The 16,891-nt window shown below is 59.6% G+C and carries 15 protein-coding genes and 1 tRNA gene; 5 read left to right on the top strand and 11 right to left on the bottom strand.

Annotation, left to right across the window (positions count from 1 at the left end; all coding sequences use genetic code 11):
- Positions 1–5: 5 nt before the first annotated feature.
- Together ACZRN6_RS04275 and ACZRN6_RS04270 are read right to left on the bottom strand one after the other, a co-directional pair.
- Positions 6–1,622: an ATP-binding protein gene (locus tag ACZRN6_RS04275; protein ID WP_322146912.1), complete on the bottom strand. Its 1,617-nt coding sequence runs from the start codon at positions 1,620–1,622 to the stop codon at positions 6–8.
- Positions 1,619–2,344: a response regulator gene (locus ACZRN6_RS04270; RefSeq protein ID WP_322146914.1), complete on the bottom strand. Its 726-nt coding sequence runs from the start codon at positions 2,342–2,344 to the stop codon at positions 1,619–1,621. The genes ACZRN6_RS04275 and ACZRN6_RS04270 overlap by 4 nt, the downstream gene beginning before the upstream one ends.
- A gap of 808 nt (positions 2,345–3,152) precedes the next feature.
- Here ACZRN6_RS04270 and ACZRN6_RS04265 point away from each other — a divergent pair.
- Positions 3,153–6,050, top strand: a complete 2,898-nt coding sequence (locus tag ACZRN6_RS04265; RefSeq protein WP_464007284.1) for a ribonucleoside-diphosphate reductase subunit alpha — start codon at positions 3,153–3,155, stop codon at positions 6,048–6,050.
- An 80-nt stretch (positions 6,051–6,130) separates the two neighbouring features.
- On the opposite strand, the gene ACZRN6_RS04260 is transcribed toward ACZRN6_RS04265, so the two are convergent.
- From ACZRN6_RS04260 to ACZRN6_RS04230, 7 genes are all read right to left on the bottom strand, one after another.
- Entirely contained in the window at positions 6,131–7,189 is a 1,059-nt protein-coding gene (locus tag ACZRN6_RS04260; RefSeq protein ID WP_464007283.1) for a hypothetical protein, read from the bottom strand.
- Positions 7,190–7,358: 169 nt separating this feature from the next.
- Entirely contained in the window at positions 7,359–8,681 is a 1,323-nt protein-coding gene (gene flgE, locus ACZRN6_RS04255) for a flagellar hook protein FlgE (protein WP_322146930.1), read from the bottom strand.
- Positions 8,682–8,712: 31 nt separating this feature from the next.
- Positions 8,713–9,441, bottom strand: coding sequence for a flagellar hook assembly protein FlgD (gene flgD, locus ACZRN6_RS04250; protein WP_322146932.1), 729 nt, complete (start codon positions 9,439–9,441; stop codon positions 8,713–8,715).
- Between the two features lie 16 nt (positions 9,442–9,457).
- The gene (gene flgC, locus ACZRN6_RS04245; protein WP_017475856.1) at positions 9,458–9,910 is read right to left on the bottom strand and encodes a flagellar basal body rod protein FlgC; all 453 of its coding nucleotides are present in this window, start codon (positions 9,908–9,910) and stop codon (positions 9,458–9,460) included.
- Positions 9,911–9,913: 3 nt separating this feature from the next.
- Positions 9,914–10,321 carry a flagellar basal body rod protein FlgB gene (flgB, locus tag ACZRN6_RS04240; RefSeq protein ID WP_003214246.1) on the bottom strand — a complete coding sequence of 136 codons (408 nt, stop codon included), beginning with the start codon at positions 10,319–10,321 and terminating at the stop codon, positions 9,914–9,916.
- A gap of 232 nt (positions 10,322–10,553) precedes the next feature.
- A complete protein-coding gene (gene cheR / locus ACZRN6_RS04235; protein WP_322146935.1) occupies positions 10,554–11,381 on the bottom strand; it encodes a protein-glutamate O-methyltransferase CheR in 828 nt (275 codons plus the stop codon).
- Positions 11,382–11,424: 43 nt separating this feature from the next.
- The gene (locus ACZRN6_RS04230; protein WP_322146937.1) at positions 11,425–12,357 is read right to left on the bottom strand and encodes a chemotaxis protein CheV; all 933 of its coding nucleotides are present in this window, start codon (positions 12,355–12,357) and stop codon (positions 11,425–11,427) included.
- A gap of 80 nt (positions 12,358–12,437) precedes the next feature.
- On the opposite strand from ACZRN6_RS04230, the gene flgA reads away from it, so the two are divergent.
- The 4 genes from flgA (at position 12,438) to ACZRN6_RS04210 (ending at position 15,028) form a co-directional block, all read left to right on the top strand.
- Positions 12,438–13,202 (top strand): flagellar basal body P-ring formation chaperone FlgA, encoded by a 765-nt coding sequence (flgA, locus tag ACZRN6_RS04225; protein ID WP_322146939.1) that lies wholly within the window; start codon positions 12,438–12,440, stop codon positions 13,200–13,202.
- 141 nt (positions 13,203–13,343) lie between these two features.
- The gene (flgM, locus tag ACZRN6_RS04220) at positions 13,344–13,667 is read left to right on the top strand and encodes a flagellar biosynthesis anti-sigma factor FlgM (RefSeq protein WP_003214254.1); all 324 of its coding nucleotides are present in this window, start codon (positions 13,344–13,346) and stop codon (positions 13,665–13,667) included.
- 48 nt (positions 13,668–13,715) lie between these two features.
- Positions 13,716–14,183 carry a flagella synthesis protein FlgN gene (locus ACZRN6_RS04215; RefSeq protein WP_464007282.1) on the top strand — a complete coding sequence of 156 codons (468 nt, stop codon included), beginning with the start codon at positions 13,716–13,718 and terminating at the stop codon, positions 14,181–14,183.
- A gap of 95 nt (positions 14,184–14,278) precedes the next feature.
- Positions 14,279–15,028: a flagellar brake protein gene (locus ACZRN6_RS04210; RefSeq protein WP_322146945.1), complete on the top strand. Its 750-nt coding sequence runs from the start codon at positions 14,279–14,281 to the stop codon at positions 15,026–15,028.
- Between the two features lie 63 nt (positions 15,029–15,091).
- On the opposite strand, the gene ACZRN6_RS04205 is transcribed toward ACZRN6_RS04210, so the two are convergent.
- Both ACZRN6_RS04205 and ACZRN6_RS04200 read right to left on the bottom strand, forming a co-directional pair.
- Positions 15,092–16,474: an MFS transporter gene (locus ACZRN6_RS04205; RefSeq protein WP_322146947.1), complete on the bottom strand. Its 1,383-nt coding sequence runs from the start codon at positions 16,472–16,474 to the stop codon at positions 15,092–15,094.
- A 340-nt stretch (positions 16,475–16,814) separates the two neighbouring features.
- Positions 16,815–16,891: transfer RNA gene (locus ACZRN6_RS04200), tRNA-Arg, on the bottom strand.

Raw genomic sequence — 16,891 nt, 5'->3', positions numbered from 1 at the left:
AGCTGCTACGGGCGGGGTTTCTCTTGGTCTCTTGGCCAGCTCAGGCTGAAACACGCACCCCCCAGGTTGTTGCTCTTGCTGATCAACGCCCGCCCGCCGTGCCAATGAATGATCCGCCGCACAATCGACAACCCCAACCCGTGCCCGCCCGACGCACGGGTGCGGCTGTCATCCAGGCGCAGGAACGGGGTGAAGATGCGCTCCCAGGCACTTTCCGGTACTCCCGGCCCGTCGTCTTCCACGTCGATGCGGCAACGCACCTGGCCCACCTGGTAACTGATCAGTACCTGGCCCTGGGCATGGCGCATGGCGTTGCTCACCAGGTTTTGCAGGGCACGGTGCAAGTAGCGCGGCTCGGCCTCCACCCATGCGTCGTCCCAATGGGCTGAAGACAGGCAGATGCCCCGCGCTACGGTTATTTGCGGGCGTAGCGGGGAGAGTTCATCAATCACTTGGTCGAGCAACGCGCTGAGGTCGACCCGCTGGAAGTTCAGTGCCGGCGAACCCTGCTCCAGCCGTGCGTAGGTGAGCATCTCGTCCACCAGGCCATCGAGGTCCTGGATGTCGCTGTCCATGCCTTCCATGTACTTGCGCCGCGCCTCAGGCGTGGCCGCGTCGCTGATCATCTCCAGGCCGAACCGCAGGCGCGCCACCGGCGTGCGCAGCTCGTGAGACACCGCGCGCACCAATTCGCGCTGGATCGCCAAGAGGCGTTGCAGGTGTTCGGCCATGCCATTGAACGCTGCTGCCAGGCGCCCCACCGAATCAGCACCGCGGGCCGGCACACGTACTTCCAGGCTGCCTTTGGCGATGCGCGTGGCGGCGGCTTCCAGGCCACTCAAGCGCCGCTCCAGCTGGCGCACCAATAGATAGACGATCAAGCCGATCAGGGTCAGGCTGATCAGTGCAATCAAAATCAGCCATTGCGGCGGGTATGGGTTCATCTGGTACAGCGGGCCGATTTCCAACACCCACGGCGTGCCGACCATGCCGGCAAACACCCGGATCGAATCGCCGCCCTTGCCCAGGGCCATCACCGTGTCGCCCTCGGACACGCGACGGCGCTGGTCGTCGTCCATATCAGCCTGGTCGAGCATCATCAGGTGCATCTCGAAGCCAAAACCCTTGGCCTGCTTGAGGTCTGCAAGCTTTTGCGGTTGCTCGGCCACCGGGAAACGCACCAGCTCATCGGCCAACAGGTAAATGGTCGCCCGTGCCAGCTGTTCGCTGATTTGCTGCACTTCACCGGTAAGCAGCAGTTGCTCCTGATCACTGACCAGCCTCAGCACCCTGGCCGCGTGAGGGCCGGTTTGCTCCACCAGCACCTGCCCGCGTTGCAGGCGGGTACGCTGGCTCAGGTCCAGGTGCGCCTCGGCCACGGTTTGCAACTGCAGCGGGATGCCCAACAAGCGCTCCCACACCGCCAGCGCTCGGCGGCGTTCGATGGCGCTCATGGGTTGCAGGTTGTCGCCCATCAGCGCGAAGGTGCCATGGGCCAGGCGCTCGCGGTACTGGCCACTGCGCACTTCATTGAGCAGGTGCAAGGCCAGTACGCCGAGCAACGCCACCAGAATCAGTGCCGCGCACATGCCGCCGTAAATGCGCAGGAAGATCGAGTTCACGGCGTAAGGTCAGCGGCAGCTTCGGGGACGAACAGGTAGCCTTTGCTGCGAATGGTCTTGATCAGGCGCGGGTGGATCGGGTCGTCACCGATTTTCGGACGGATTCGCGAAATACGCACGTCGATGGAGCGGTCCTGGCCGTCATAGCCAATGCCGCGCAAGGCGGTGAAGATTTCCTCCCGGGACAGGATCCGCCCGGCATTCGCCACCAGCAGCCACAGCAGGTCGAACTCGGCGCTGGTCAGTTCGATGCCGCCTTCGTGCAGCCAGGCTTCGCGCAAGGCGTTGTCCACCACCAGCGGGCCAAATTGCAGGCGTCGCTGTTTTTCGGGGCTGGCCGGTTCGACACTTTCGCTGCGCCGCAGCAATGCCTGGATGCGCGCCAGCAGCAGGCGTGGGCGTACGGGTTTGCACACGTAGTCGTCGGCGCCCATGTCCAGGCCCAGCACCTGGTCCATGTCGTCGGTACGCGCGGTGAGCATCAGGATTACACCGTCGTAACGCTCGCGCACCTTGCGGCAAATGCTCAGGCCGTCTTCGCCGGGCAACATCAGGTCGAGGATCACCAGGTCGGGCTGTTCGGCGATGATTCGCGCCGCTGCCAGGGCGCCGTTGCCTTCCACCGATACCTGAAGGCCGTTGCCCTCCAGGTAATCACGGGTCAACTCAGCCAGTCGTTCGTCGTCCTCGACAATCAATACCTGCCAGGCTTCATGCTCCATGCGCTACCTCGGTTCTCATTATTGTAGGAGCGGGCTTGCCCGCGAAAACTCAAGGGCACCGCGTTTATTCAAGTTTCCAGCGTTATCGTTGACGTCGTTCGCGAGCAAGCTCACTCCTACGGTTGTCATGTGGAGTGAACAAGATATCGCGTGAATTAAAGGACGATTGTAGCAACGGGCCAGCCCTCTAGCACAAGCGCGCAAATGCGTTCGGACATGGTGTTTTTTTGTGATAGGGTTCGCGCCCGCAAAAATCCAACCGGGGGGTTTCACCTCGGAATATTCAGTGACAAACGGTGCAATGCAGCAGTAATGCGGCCTACACGCCTGTTCCACGTTTCATACACATTTTACCCACAGCGTTATCCACAGATAGTGCGTTGCCATACCCCCCAAAACGCATTATCTTGTAGGTCGTCGCCAAAAAAACCCTACATGTAGGGTTTTCAGCGAAAAGACCAAACACAAATCAGACAAGAAACTCAAGTCCTTTCTTGCTCCTGCTTGGTTGAACTTAAGCCTTTTTCACAAGACCAAACCGCGTACGCGGATGGCAGCCGTTTTTAGCCCCGATCAGGCAAAAACGGTACGGGTGTTGCAGTACGAAACTGTCACCCACCAGGAATACGGTAAAGAGCCCCCAAGGCTTGTAACCGAAGACTTCGGCATGGAAGCGGCGCGAACAGCTCCCTTCCTCCTGTCCCGAAGTTGTTATGCCAGGCCCTTGGCCTGTTGTAAGTGCTTCAGGACGGAACGGTGGGCACCGTGATGGTGCCCAAATAAATATAGAATGTGGAGACAACCCCCCATGCAAACCGACACAACTCGCGAGAACCCGCAAGGCTCCGTGCCGCAGGCCGCTGATTCGAATATGGATCTGTCTGCCACCGCGCCGGGCCAACTGCGTGTGATCAAGCGTAACGGCACTGTCGTTCCTTACACCGATGACAAAATCACCGTCGCCATCACCAAAGCGTTTCTTGCAGTTGAAGGCGGCACCGCTGCCGCCTCGTCGCGCATCCACGACACCGTTGCCCGCCTGACCGAACAGGTCAGCGCAACGTTCAAGCGTCGCATGCCATCGGGCGGCACCATCCACATCGAAGAAATCCAGGACCAGGTTGAACTTGCCCTGATGCGTGCCGGCGAGCAGAAGGTTGCACGCGACTACGTGATCTACCGTGACGCCCGTTCCAAGGAACGTGCTGTACGCACCCCGGCCGAAGAAGCCGCCGTGCAAGCTCACCCCTCGATCCGTATTACCCTGGCCGACGGTACGTTTGCACCGCTGGACCTGGGCCGCCTGAACACCATCATCACCGAGGCCTGCGAAGGCCTGGAAGAAGTCGACGGCGACCTGATCCAACGCGAAACCCTGAAGAACCTGTACGACGGCGTGGCCCTGACCGACGTCAACACCGCCCTGGTGATGACCGCCCGTACCCTGGTTGAACGTGAGCCGAACTACTCGTTCGTGACCGCGCGCCTGCTGATGGACACCCTGCGCGCCGAAGGCCTGGGCTTCCTCGGCGTCGCCGACAGCGCCACTCACCACGAGATGGCCGACCTGTACGCCAAGGCCCTGCCTGCCTACATCGCCAAGGGCATCGAATTCGAATTGCTGAACCCGATCCTGGCCACCTTCGACCTGGAAAAACTCGGCAAGGCGATTAACCACGAGCGCGACCAGCAGTTCACCTACCTGGGCCTGCAAACCCTGTACGACCGTTACTTCATCCACAAGGACGGTATCCGCTTCGAACTGCCGCAAGTGTTCTTCATGCGCGTGGCCATGGGCCTGGCGATCGAAGAGAAGCACAAGGAAGACCGTGCGATCGAGTTCTACAACCTGTTGTCGTCCTTCGACTACATGTCGTCCACTCCGACCCTGTTCAACGCCGGCACCCTGCGTCCACAGCTGTCGAGCTGCTACCTGACCACCGTGCCGGATGACCTGTCGGGCATCTACCACGCGATCCACGACAACGCCATGCTGTCCAAATTCGCAGGCGGCCTGGGCAACGACTGGACGCCGGTGCGTGCACTGGGTTCGTACATCAAGGGCACCAACGGCAAGTCGCAAGGCGTTGTACCGTTCCTCAAAGTAGTGAACGACACCGCTGTGGCCGTGAACCAGGGTGGCAAGCGCAAAGGCGCTGTATGTGCCTACCTGGAAACCTGGCACATGGACATTGAAGAGTTCATCGAGCTGCGCAAGAACACCGGTGATGACCGTCGTCGCACCCACGACATGAACACTGCCAACTGGATCCCGGACCTGTTCATGAAGCGCGTCTTCGATGACGGCCCGTGGACCCTGTTCTCGCCATCCGAAGTGCCAGACCTGCACGACCTGACCGGCAAGGCCTTCGAAGAGCGCTACGAGTACTACGAAGCCCTGTCCCAGTACCCGGGCAAGATCAAGCTGTTCAAGACCATCCAGGCCAAAGACCTGTGGCGCAAGATGCTGTCCATGCTGTTCGAAACCGGCCACCCATGGCTGACCTTCAAAGACCCGTGCAACCTGCGCAGCCCGCAGCAGCACGTGGGCGTGGTCCACAGCTCGAACCTGTGCACCGAGATCACCTTGAACACCAACAAGGACGAGATCGCCGTTTGCAACCTGGGCTCGATCAACCTGCCGAACCACATCACCAACGGCAAGCTGGACACCGTAAAGCTTGCACGTACCGTGAACACCGCCGTTCGCATGCTCGATAACGTTATCGACATCAACTACTACTCGGTGCCACAGGCGCAGAACTCCAACTTCAAGCACCGTCCGGTTGGCCTGGGGATCATGGGCTTCCAGGATGCGCTGTACCTGCAGCACATTCCTTACGGTTCGGACGCTGCGGTCGAGTTCGCCGACAAGTCCATGGAAGCGGTCAGCTACTACGCGATCCAGGCTTCCTGCGACCTGGCCGACGAGCGCGGTGCATACGAGACGTTCCAGGGTTCGCTGTGGTCCAAGGGCATCCTGCCGCTGGATTCGCAACAGATCCTGATCGAGCAACGTGGCCAGAAGTACATCGACGTTGACCTGAACGAATCCCTGGACTGGGCGCCGGTACGTGCCCGTGTGCAGAAAGGCATTCGTAACTCCAACATCATGGCCATCGCACCGACCGCTACCATCGCCAACATCACCGGCGTATCGCAGTCGATCGAACCGACCTACCAGAACCTGTATGTGAAGTCGAACCTGTCGGGCGAATTCACCGTGATCAACCCGTACCTCGTTCGCGACCTCAAAGCCCGCGGCCTGTGGGACTCGGTCATGATCAACGACCTGAAGTACTACGACGGTTCGGTGCAGCAGATCGAGCGCATCCCGCAAGAACTCAAAGAGCTCTACGCGACTGCCTTCGAAGTGGACACCAAGTGGATCGTCGACGCAGCCAGCCGTCGCCAGAAGTGGATCGACCAGGCTCAGTCGCTGAACCTGTACATCGCCGGCGCATCGGGCAAGAAGCTCGACGTGACCTACCGCATGGCTTGGTACCGTGGCCTGAAAACCACTTACTACCTCCGTGCCCTGGCCGCTACCAGCACCGAGAAGTCGACCATCAACACCGGCAAGCTGAACGCTGTTTCCAGCGGCGGCAACCACGGTGATGATTCGGTTCTCGCCGCACCAGCCGGCCCGGCGCCAGTGCCTAAAGCCTGCGCGATCGACGAGCCGGATTGCGAAGCTTGCCAGTAAGCTGAGCCCACCCTGGGTGTAACCACCCAAGGTTGAAAAACCCCCGATAGGCCCATGGCGTATCGGGGGTTTTCTTTTGCCTAGAACAACACCGTCGCGGTACCTGACTGAGGCACGCTGCCTCGCCTCCCCCACAACTCGATCCGGCCATCGATCACGGCCATCGAATGGCCGTCGTATTCAACCGTCCCCACTTTGCTGTTTCTCAAGTCGGCATCAGTGGCGGGCCTGTAACGCCCTCTCAAGCCCAAACGGTCCAAGCCCTCCCGCGAGTATTCCCCGTCGTTGAGACTGCTCATCGCCGCCTGGAAACTGCGCCCGGCCGAGCCGTCGTTGTTTTCAATCTGCGCCCGCTTGGCACTCGCGGCGTACATGAAATTGGCGTCGGTCATCATGGCCGGATCATCGCCCTTGAACCGTGCATGCGTAGCCGCCTGCTGCAATTCGTTCTGCGACAGGGAGAGCTTGAATCCATCGCGCATGGTCACGTCGAAACCACTGCCGTTCTGCTTCACTTCCTGGAAAACGTCGGTGGGCTTCTGGCCAAACTGCATCATCGCGGCCTTTATCGCCGAAACAGTGACGCAGTTGCCATCAGGGCCCTGGCTGAAACCGCTCCAGATATTGTCCGGTTTTTTCCCGGGGTTACTGTTGTCGGGTTTGTAGTTGAAGTGCTTGGCGCCTTCGGTAATCGGCTTGTTGCTCATGGACTCGGTGGGACCGAACCCGCCACCACGGCGCCCCCCTCCACCTCCTCCACCGCCAGGCGAAGGTGTGGGCGCTGGCGAAGGGGAAGGCGCATCCGGGAACAAATCCGGAAACAGGGCCTTCAACAGCGCCAGCCACTGCTCGGACAGCTCCTTTTTCAGCTGCTCGAGGACCTCCTTGAACGCTTCCTCGCCAAGCTCTTTTCGCGTCTCATGAAGCTTGTCACGCAGTTCCTGAACAGTCTGGCTCTTGGAGGTTTTTTCGGCGTCGTCCAACTCTCTGAGCAGCTTTTTGACCGTCTCAGCATTGGCAACAACGCTATTTTTCGGGTCTCCCGTGCGGTCCGATCCCCCGATGCCCTGACTTGCAACTGCATTGTCATACCGTAACCGCCTTGCAGCACTGCTACCTGAAACTGATACGTTCGCCATTCCGTTCTCCCCACCAGATGCTCCAAGGTCTTGGTTCCATGGTGGTAAGGCAGGCGTAGGTCGTTCCGCCCAAGGCATGTCATCTCGTAACAGGCCTGGGCGAATCAACAGGCAAAAAAAAGCCCCTCGTTCGAGGGGCTTTCCGGTAAAGCGGCTTAAAGCGACAACGTCAGGTCATCTGAATGATGGTCTGCATGATGGTGCTTTGGGTGGAGATCGTCTTGGCGTTCGCCTGGTAGTTGCTCTGGGCCTTGATCAGGTCCACCAACTCGTTGGTCAGGTTGACGTTGGAGTTTTCCAGGGAGTTGGCCACGATCGAACCCAGGGTACCGACTTGCGGGGTATCAAAACCCGGCTGGCCCGAAGCAAAGGTTTCTTTCCAGGTGGTGCCGCCGGCTGGCTGCAGGCCCTGCTCGTTGTTGAAGCTGGCCAGGGAAATCTGGCCGATGGCCTTGCTCTGCTGGTTGCTGAACGTGGCGAACAGTACACCGCTGCCGTCGATTTTCAGCCCGGTGATTTGGCCGGTGGCGTAGCCATCGGTGGTCGGCGGGTTGCGGTAGGTGGCCGAGTTGTACTGGGTGATGCTCGCCATGTTGACGGCTACGCCGTCGGTATTGGCGGCCGCGCCGTTAGGTGTCCAGACGCCATTGACCAGGCCGCCCGGCTTCCAGTCGGAAATGGTCAGGGTGGTATTGGAAGCGGTGGCTGGCGGGGTAATGATCCCCGAGAGCTTGCCGGAAGTGTCAAACGACAGCGTCGAGGCAACAGGTGCCTTGACGTCAGTGCCGGAGCCACTGATGGGCGAGCCGTCAGGGTTGCGCCCATCGATCAGGGTGTAGGACTTCCACGTGTTGGAGTCTGTCTTCACCAGGTACTGCACCATCGGATGCGCGTTACCCTGCGTATCGTAGAGCGTGGTGGTGTACTGAGTGGTGAAGCTGTCCGATTTGGTCGGATCAAACGGGTGCGCCGTCTGGTCGATCGCCGTCTCGGAGGAGTTCAGGTTACTGGTGGAGTCCACCTTGCTCGAAGCCTGCGGCGGCAGGTACGACAGGTTGAGCTGCAGGTCGGTCAAGCCGCCCTTCTGAATGTTGCCATCGGCATCCGCTGCGTAGCCTTGCAGGCGCGAGGTGCCGGTGTTGTTGGTGATGTAGCCGTCCTTGTCTGCACGGAAAGCACCGTTACGGGTGTATTCCAGCGAACCGTCGCTGCCCTTCTGCACGAAGAAGCCACCGCCCTGGATCGCCATGTCCAGCGTGCCGCCGCTGTTGTTGACGTCACCCTGGGTGAACTGCTGGGACACAGCCGCCAGGTTTACGCCGTTGCCGACGCTGTTCTGGCCGGTACCCAGCTTGGAAGCCGCGTAGATATCCGAGAATTCGGCACGGGACGACTTGAAGCCGGTGGTCGCGACGTTGGCGATGTTGTTGCCGGTCACGTCCAGTTGTTTGTTGGCCGCATAGAGACCGCTAAGGCCGATATTAAAAGACATTGTTCTCTCCTTTTGCCGTATTTAGCCGGCTCTATGTACCGATAGTCTGAATTTGCGACAGCTTGATACTGCCCATGCCGCCCGCCAGGTTGAGCACCATTTCACCGCCGGTCTGGCTCAGGGTTACGCTGGTCACTGTTGCCGGCAACGAGGTGGCGAGGGCCACCGAGTCGCCTTTGTCATTCTTGGTGGCGGCATTGAAGGTGTAGGTGCCGGCAGGCGCCGTCTCACCCGCATCGGTCTTGCCGTCCCAGACAAAGCTGGAACTGCCGGCGCTCTGGGCGCCCATGTCGAGGGTGCGAACAACGTTGCCGTCCTTGTCAGTGATCTTGACGGAGACGTTGCCCGTCGCCGCTGTCACCGCCACGGAACCGGTCATGCTCTTGCTGGTATCGACCATCGCCTTGTCGGTCTGGGTGATCACCGAGCGGCCCACCAGCGATGAAGCCTGCAGCGCCTGGGAGGAGCTGAAGTTGCTGGAAATCGCATTTACCGAGTCATTCAGGTTGTTGATGCCTTCCAGACTGCTGAACTGCGCCAGTTGTGCCACGAACGCGCCATTGTCCTGGGGCGACAGCGGGTCCTGGTTTTTCAGCTGGGTCACCAGCAATTGCAGGAACGCGTCCTTGCCCATCGCCTGGTTGCCCGTCGCCGACTTGGCGGCGTCACCGACGCTGGTGTTATCTGTAGCCGTCTTGACCTTGGTGTTGAAAAGATCCTGGACCGCCGTGTTCGTCGAACTGGTATCAACAATGGCCATTATTTGGCGCCCCTTTTCACTGACCCAGGGTCAGGACTTTCTGCATCATGGTTTTGGCGGTGTTCATCATTTCCGCGTTGGTCTGGAACGAGCGGCTGGCGGAAATCATGTCTGCCATTTCCTCGACCACGTTGACGTTGGGGTAGTAAACGTACCCTTTGGCGTCGGCAGCCGGATGGTTCGGTTCGTAGCGGGCGTCGAGGTTGCTTTGGTCTTCGACCACACCGAGCACCTGTACACCTTGGCCTGCGGCATCCTGGTTCTGGAACAGCGAATCGCCGCTGCCGCTCTGGCCGCCTTGGCCGCCCTGGAACATGGTGGCGAACACCGGGTGCCGGGCGCGGTAGGTCTGGTCAATGCTCGACGACACGGTCTCGGCGTTGGCGATGTTACTGGCGACGGTGTTGAGGCGCGTGGTCTGCGCGCTCATGCCACTACCGGCAATATTAAAAACACTGGCGAGGGACATGGCTTACTCTCCACGCAGGGCAGACATCAGCCCTTTGAATTTACTGTTGAGCAGGGTGAAGCTGGCCTGGAAGTTCACCGAGTTCTCGGCGTAGGCGGATTGCTCCAGCTGGGCGTCCACGGTGTTCTGGTCGATCGACGGTTGCATCGGCGTGCGATACAGCAGCGACTCGTCACCATTACCCAGGCCTTGCGCTTCGATATGACGGCTGTTGGTCATGTTCAGGGCGAAGGTGCCGTTCTTGGTCTTGTCTTGCTGGGCGGCGAGCACGGCAGAGAAGTCCAGGTCCCGAGCCTTGTAGTTCGGGGTGTCGGCGTTGGCAATGTTGTTGGCCAGGACTTCGGCACGCTGGGCGCGGAAGCCCAGGGCTTGTTCGTGGATACCGAGCGCTTTATCGAAGCTGATGCTCATGGCGGAAACCTTTAGGCTGACCTGCTTTTCGTAACAAGGGTTTTAGCAAGGGCCATGCCAAGTTGCTTGAGCGCCGTAAATCAAGGGTTTGCGAGGACATTGCCGGCGGCAATGCCAGAAAAGCGGCAAAGGGCTTCCGCGAAACGCCAGTAAAGCGGCAATAAGGGCTTGCCGCTTTACCGCCATAAAAAAGGGAGGCCTGTGCGGGCCTCCCTTTTTGTTCATGCATTCATCACTTGGCCTGGTAAATGATCCCGGGGCTGCACTGCACCATCTGGTAATGATCCGGCAAACCGTTCAGCGCCTCGGAAGCGCCCAGGAACAGATAGCCGCCACGCTTGAGGGTGCCGTGGATGCGCAACAAGATGTCTTTCTTCACTTCTGCCGAGAAGTAGATCAACACGTTGCGGCAAAACACCATGTCGAACTTGCCGAGGCTGGCGTAGCTGTCCAGCAGGTTGAACGAGCGAAACTCAACCCGGCTCTTGATCGGTGCCTTCACCGCCCAGCGCCCGGCGCCCTTGGGATCAAAGAAGCGTTGCAGGCGCTCCTGCGACAACCCGCGCCCCAGCGCCAGGCTATCGTACTCGCCGGTCTTGCAGTTGGTGAGCATGGTGCCGGACAAGTCAGTGGCCACGATTTGCGCACCGGCCTTTAACTGGCCCAGGTTGGTCCGCTCGAACTCATCGATGGACATCGAAATCGAATACGGCTCCTGCCCCGACGAACACGCGGCCGACCAAATGCGCAAGCGCTGGCCGGGCGCAGCCTTGATCGCCTCGGGCAGCACCTTGCTCTTAAGCACTTCAAACGGATAGGTATCACGAAACCACAAGGTTTCATTGGTGGTCATGGCATCGACCACCATTTCCTTGAGCCCGCTGCGCGGTTGGCCCTGGATCCGTTGCACCAACTCCCCGAGGGACTTGATGCCTTGCTGCTCCATCAGTTTGTTGAGACGGCTGGATACCAGGTACTGCTTGTTTTCACCGAGCAATATGCCACAGGCTTTTTCCAGGAAGACCCGGAACTGTTCGAAATCCAAATTACCCGTAGACAATGATACCGCCTCTTAAATCGTGTGACCGCCAGGGAAAAAGCCCCTAGCCGTGATCTGCTGCCTTGATCCGGTCGACTACCCGGGATGCCAGGTCATCAGGGCGGAACTTGGCCAGGAAGTCATCGGCACCGACCTTCTTGACCATCGCCTGATTGAATACACCCGACAACGAAGTATGCAGGATGATATGTAGTTTTTGCATGCGTGGGTCGTTGCGTATCTCGGCCGTGAGGGTGTAGCCGTCCATTTCCGGCATCTCGATGTCGGAGATCATCATCAGGAATTCTTCTTCCGGCTTCTTGCCCTCATCCACCAGCTTGCGCAGGTAGTCCAGGGCCTGGCGCCCGTCATTGAGCGCCACCACTTCAACGCCCACCGTCTGCAGGCAACGAGACACCTGCTTGCGCGCCACCGAGGAGTCGTCCACCGTCAGCACCCGCAGCGAGATCGCCTTGTGTGCGGTTTCGGCGTCTACTACGCCGACCGAGATCGCCTCCGAGGTCGGGGCCACTTCGGCGAGGATTTTCTCTACGTCGATGATCTCCACCAACTGGTTGTCGACCCGCGTCACCGCCGTGAGGTAGTGATCGCGCCCCGTGCCCTTGGGCGGCGGATGGATCTCTTCCCAGTTCATGTTGACGATGCGTTCCACCGAGCGCACCAGGAAACCCTGGGTCTTGGTGTTGTACTCGGTGATGATCACAAACGGATTCTCACGGTCCTGCAAACCGGCCGAACCGGTTGCCATTGCCAGGTCAAGAATCGGGATCGTCGCGCCACGGATGCTGGCCACACCACACACCACCGGGCTGGACTTGGGCATTATTGTCAGCTTGGGACATTGCAGCACTTCCCGAACCTTGAAGACGTTAATCCCGTACAGCTGCTTGCCGTCCAGACGAAACAGCAGCAACTCCAGGCGATTCTGCCCTACCAGCTGTGTGCGCTGGTTTACTGAATCCATTACACCGGCCATGCCCAGACTCCTACGCTAAAACTTAGGGGTACGACGCGCACCCAACACTAAACGGCACGAGCTTTGCTTTTTTATTGGCCATGGATATCAAAACGACAGTTTCCCGACGCCTCCGATCCCCACAGTACCGCAGATTGCTCTGCGCCTCGATGGCGTTGCTTGTCTTGGCCACAGGCCAAGCAACCCGCGCCGATAACGTCACCTTGCCTGATCTGCTTATCGGCGTCACTCAAGGCTTTCTTGAGTTCACTGTAGAAGATTATCTGGCTACCACGCAGACACCCGGGCGCTATGAAATCCAGGTCAACCAACTGGATCCGCGCCTGCGCATGCCCATGTGCGACAAGGAATTGACAGCCAGCCTGGAAAGCCCGGCCCAACCCATCGGGCGTGTGACCGTAAAGGTACGCTGCGAAGGCGCATCGCCCTGGACAGTGTTCGTGCCGGCCCAGGTCAAGTTGTTTCGCGACGTAGTGGTGGTTACCCGCCCCCTGAAACGTACCGGGATCATTGGCTATGAAGACGTTGCGATGCGCGAGCGGGACATCAGCCTGATCAACCAGGGCTACCTCACGACCCTTGACCAGGCGATCGGGCAAAAACTTACCCGACCAATGGTGGCCGACCAGGTGATTACCCTGGTCCATCTTGAACAGGCCGAAGTGGTGCGAAAAGGTGACCAGGTGGTGATTTCCGCCAGCAGCGGCGGCCTGAATGTAAAAATGCCGGGGGAAGCCCTGTCCAATGGCGGCATGAGTGAACAGATTCGCGTCAAGAACCTGAACTCCAACCGAGTGATCAAGGCCCGGGTAACTGCACCGGGGCAGGTTGAGGTGGCGTTATAGATCACTGGCATAGGACGCCAGCTTTTCCTACACTGTGCGCAAAGCAGCATCGCGCATAGGTTTATTGTCAATCGAGCCTAAAGTTTGTCCGGGTATGGCCGAAAACATGGCAAGCGTCCAAATACCCAGAGGTTTTTTAACATGGTCATCGATTTCAGTCGTTTGAATAACGCCCTGCCAACGCCCGGTTCTTCGCGCACCAACGGTGCCAAAGACAGCGTTGAAGCCAAGTCCCAGCCTCTGCCTGCCAAGACAGAACAGGCCGGTGCCAGCCAAAGCGGGGAATCGGTACACCTGAGCAATGAGGCTCAACAGTTGCAGAAGGTCACTGACTCGCTGAGCGATCAACCGGTTGTCAATAAAGCCCGCGTGGCTGAATTGAAGCAGGCGATTGCTGATGGCAGCTATAAGGTCGACAGCAACCGTGTAGCCAGCAAGCTGCTTAACTTCGAAGCCGAGCGCTAGGCAAAGGCCTGCGCCAGGCTTTTGGACGCTTAAACCCCAAGGCCAGCCATGCACGACGAAAACTTGCTACAACTGATCATTGAAGATTTGGCTCCCGCACAGCACTTGCTGGAGTTACTTCGGGAAGAGTCCCTGGCCCTGTTCGGCCGCGACATGCTTACGCTGGAAGAAATTCTGGCGCGCAAGCAATCGCTGATCGTCCTGCTGGAACAGCACGGCAAGAAGCGCAGCCAGATTCTCGTCAGCCTGGGCCTGCCGGCCGACCACAAAGGCCTGGAGCAACTCGCCAGCCACTCTACAGTGGGCGACCAGTTGCTGGCCCAGAGCAAAGAACTCAACCAGTTGCTGACCCTGTGCCAGGAAACCAACACCCTCAACGGCCAGGCCATCCAGCGTCAACAAGCCACGACCGCCAATCAGTTGCGTATCCTCCACGGCGGCGAGCCTCCGGCCCTCTACAACGCTCAAGGCTCCACCTCGCGCCTGGCCAAGCCAAGCACCCGCAGCCAAGCCTGAAACCAGTTTAAGCGCGCCCTATCCAAGGCGTGCCACATACTGGCAAAATGACAGCGCTTGCGTGTAGTCGTATTTTGTCTGGAGATGGAAGAACCGTGTTCAACGCCCTCAACGCGGAAGATGCTCCGCAGCCACCCAAGGTACTCACCACGCCTCTGGAAATCGCCGGCACTTTGCGGATGCTGCAAGAAAGCCACGACCCGCTGATCATCACCTTCCACGAACGCAACCAGCGCTTCCAAAGCTACCTGGTCGAAGTCGACCGGGACAGCCAGTCACTGGCCCTGGACGAAATGATTCCGCGCGACGGCGAACGCTACCTTGAGAATGGCGAAGCTTTCCGCATCGAAGGTTTTCATGATGGCGTGCGAGTGGCCTGGGAAAGCAACGGCAACCTGACCCTCGATGAAGCCAATGGCCACCGCGTGTACCGCGGCAGCATGCCCGACGAAGTGATTTACCATCAGCGCCGCAATGCCTTCCGCGCCGCCCTCAAACTGGCGCAACTGGTCAGTGTCGAGCTGGGTGGTGAAAAACTCAAGGCGCCGATCAGCGGCAAGCTGCTGGACATTTCTGCCACTGGCTGCAAATTGCGCTTTGAGGGCGATATCTCCGAGCGCCTGCAATTGGGCCAGGTCTACGACCGCTTTATTGCCGCCCTGCCCTTCGGCAGCATGACCACTGCGGTGGAACTGCGTTACCTGCACTTCGAAGAAAGGATCAATACGACGTTTGCCGGCGTACGCTTTCACAACATGAGCGGGCTGGTACAGCGCCAGGTCGAACGGTTTGTGTACCAGCTGCAGCGTGAAGCGCGGCGGTTTGACAAGGACGACGACCTTTAAGCAGTAAAAGGTCGCGATAAAAAAACGGGCAGCTCCTCAAGGGAGCTGCCCGTTTTTTTGTTTTCAGGGGCGCGCCCTGCTCAAGTCGTGAGGGTGATCATCCGGGTCTGGATGCTCCGGGGGCTCCGTGACCGGTGCTGGCTCTTCCACTTCGGGGCCAACCTCAGGCTCGGGATCCGGGACGGCGGTTTGCATCTGCTCCTGCACTACCTGCTCATCCACGCGCGGGTCGAGGCACGCCACCAACGGCGAGCTGGACATGCTGTCGGGCATTGCCACGTGATGCAGCGGTGCGTCGTCCACCTGATGCAGATTGGTGACCGCCTTGGGCCGGATACGCCAGACCAGGATCAACGCACACAGGCTGAAAAACGCATACAGCATGTGGCTGCCGAACAGCTTCATCACCACACCGGCCAACAGCGGGCCGATACTGGCGCCCACACCGTAGGTCACCAGCAACATCGCCGTGAGCGACACCCGGCGATCCCCCTCGACGTGATCGTTGGAAAACGCCACAGCCAACGGGTACAGGCAGAACTGCACCAGGGAGCAAAGGAAGCCCGCCACAAACAGCACCTCCAGCGGCACCTGGGTCATGATCGCCAACGGCAGCGCGGCCACTGCCAGGCACAAGGCAAAGCAGCGGATCAACAATGCGCGGTCGTAACGATCAGACAACCAACCCAGCGGCCACTGCACCAGCAGCCCGGCAAAAATGCAGCTACCCATGAACAGACCGACCTGCTCGGTGGTGAGCCCCTGCTGGGACGCGTAGAGCGGCGCCAAACCATAGAACGAACCCACGATCAGCCCGGCGCCCAACACCGTACTGAGGGACTGCGGCACCCGCTTGATAAAGAAGCGTGGTTCCATCGGCGCCGGATGCAGCGGCGCCGGGTGAATGCGCCGGGTCATGGCCACCGGCACCAGGCACAGCGCAAAACACAGCGCGACCAGCATCAGCAACTCAAGCCCCAACTCGGGGTGCATCACAAGAATCAACTGGCCCAGCACCAGGCCCAGGTAGGACGCGATCATATAACCGCTGAACACTACACCTCGCTGCTTGGCGTCGGCCTGTTCGTTGAGCCAGCTCTCGATGACCATGTACTGGCACATCATGCCAAGGCCGACGATCATCCGCAGCACGATCCAGGCCGGCAGCCAATTGATCAGGCCATGCCCGAGCACCGCGGCGCCGACGATCCCGGCGCAGGTGGCATAGGCGCGGATATGCCCGACCCGGGCAATCAGGCGGTGACCGATCTTGCCCCCCAATACCAGGCCAAAATAGTTGGCGGCCATCAACGCACCGACCCACAGGCTGTCGACGTGGTCTGCCGCCAGGCGCAAGGCCAGGTAAGTACTGAGCAGGCCGGAGCCGATCAGCATCATCAAGGAAGCAAAATAAAGGGCTCGAAAAGATTTCCAGATCTGGCGCATCGGCGTTCCGAGCGGCTCCTTGCAGTGGGGGGGTCAGGGCTACCGGAATGATAGTCCCGCGTCGTCGGGTCCGGACAGCCAAAACACGCGATTGCCGGGGATTATTTTGCTCAAGTTAACTGGCTACGTGTCAGACGCTCGACAGCGACCTGCGAGGTACACGATGCGGACGAATACTTGCGCCCGGCCCTTGCCTCCCGTGTGAACCTCAAACGCCGGCAAGGTTCGGTTGGTGTTTGAAAAGACTGCTACGCCAGGCGACCGGCCACAAAAAAGCCCCGCCAGATAAATCTGGTCGGGGCTTCCTGGCGCCTCGCCCGCTTGGGCAGGAACGGTTATGTGGTGTCCCAGGGCCGGTTCGAACGGCCAACCTTCCCCTTAGGAGGGGGATGCTCTATCCAATTGAGCTACTGGGAC

The sequence above is a fragment of the Pseudomonas sp. A125 genome (assembly GCF_055409485.1).
This window is presented reverse-complemented; position numbering and strand designations above follow the sequence as displayed.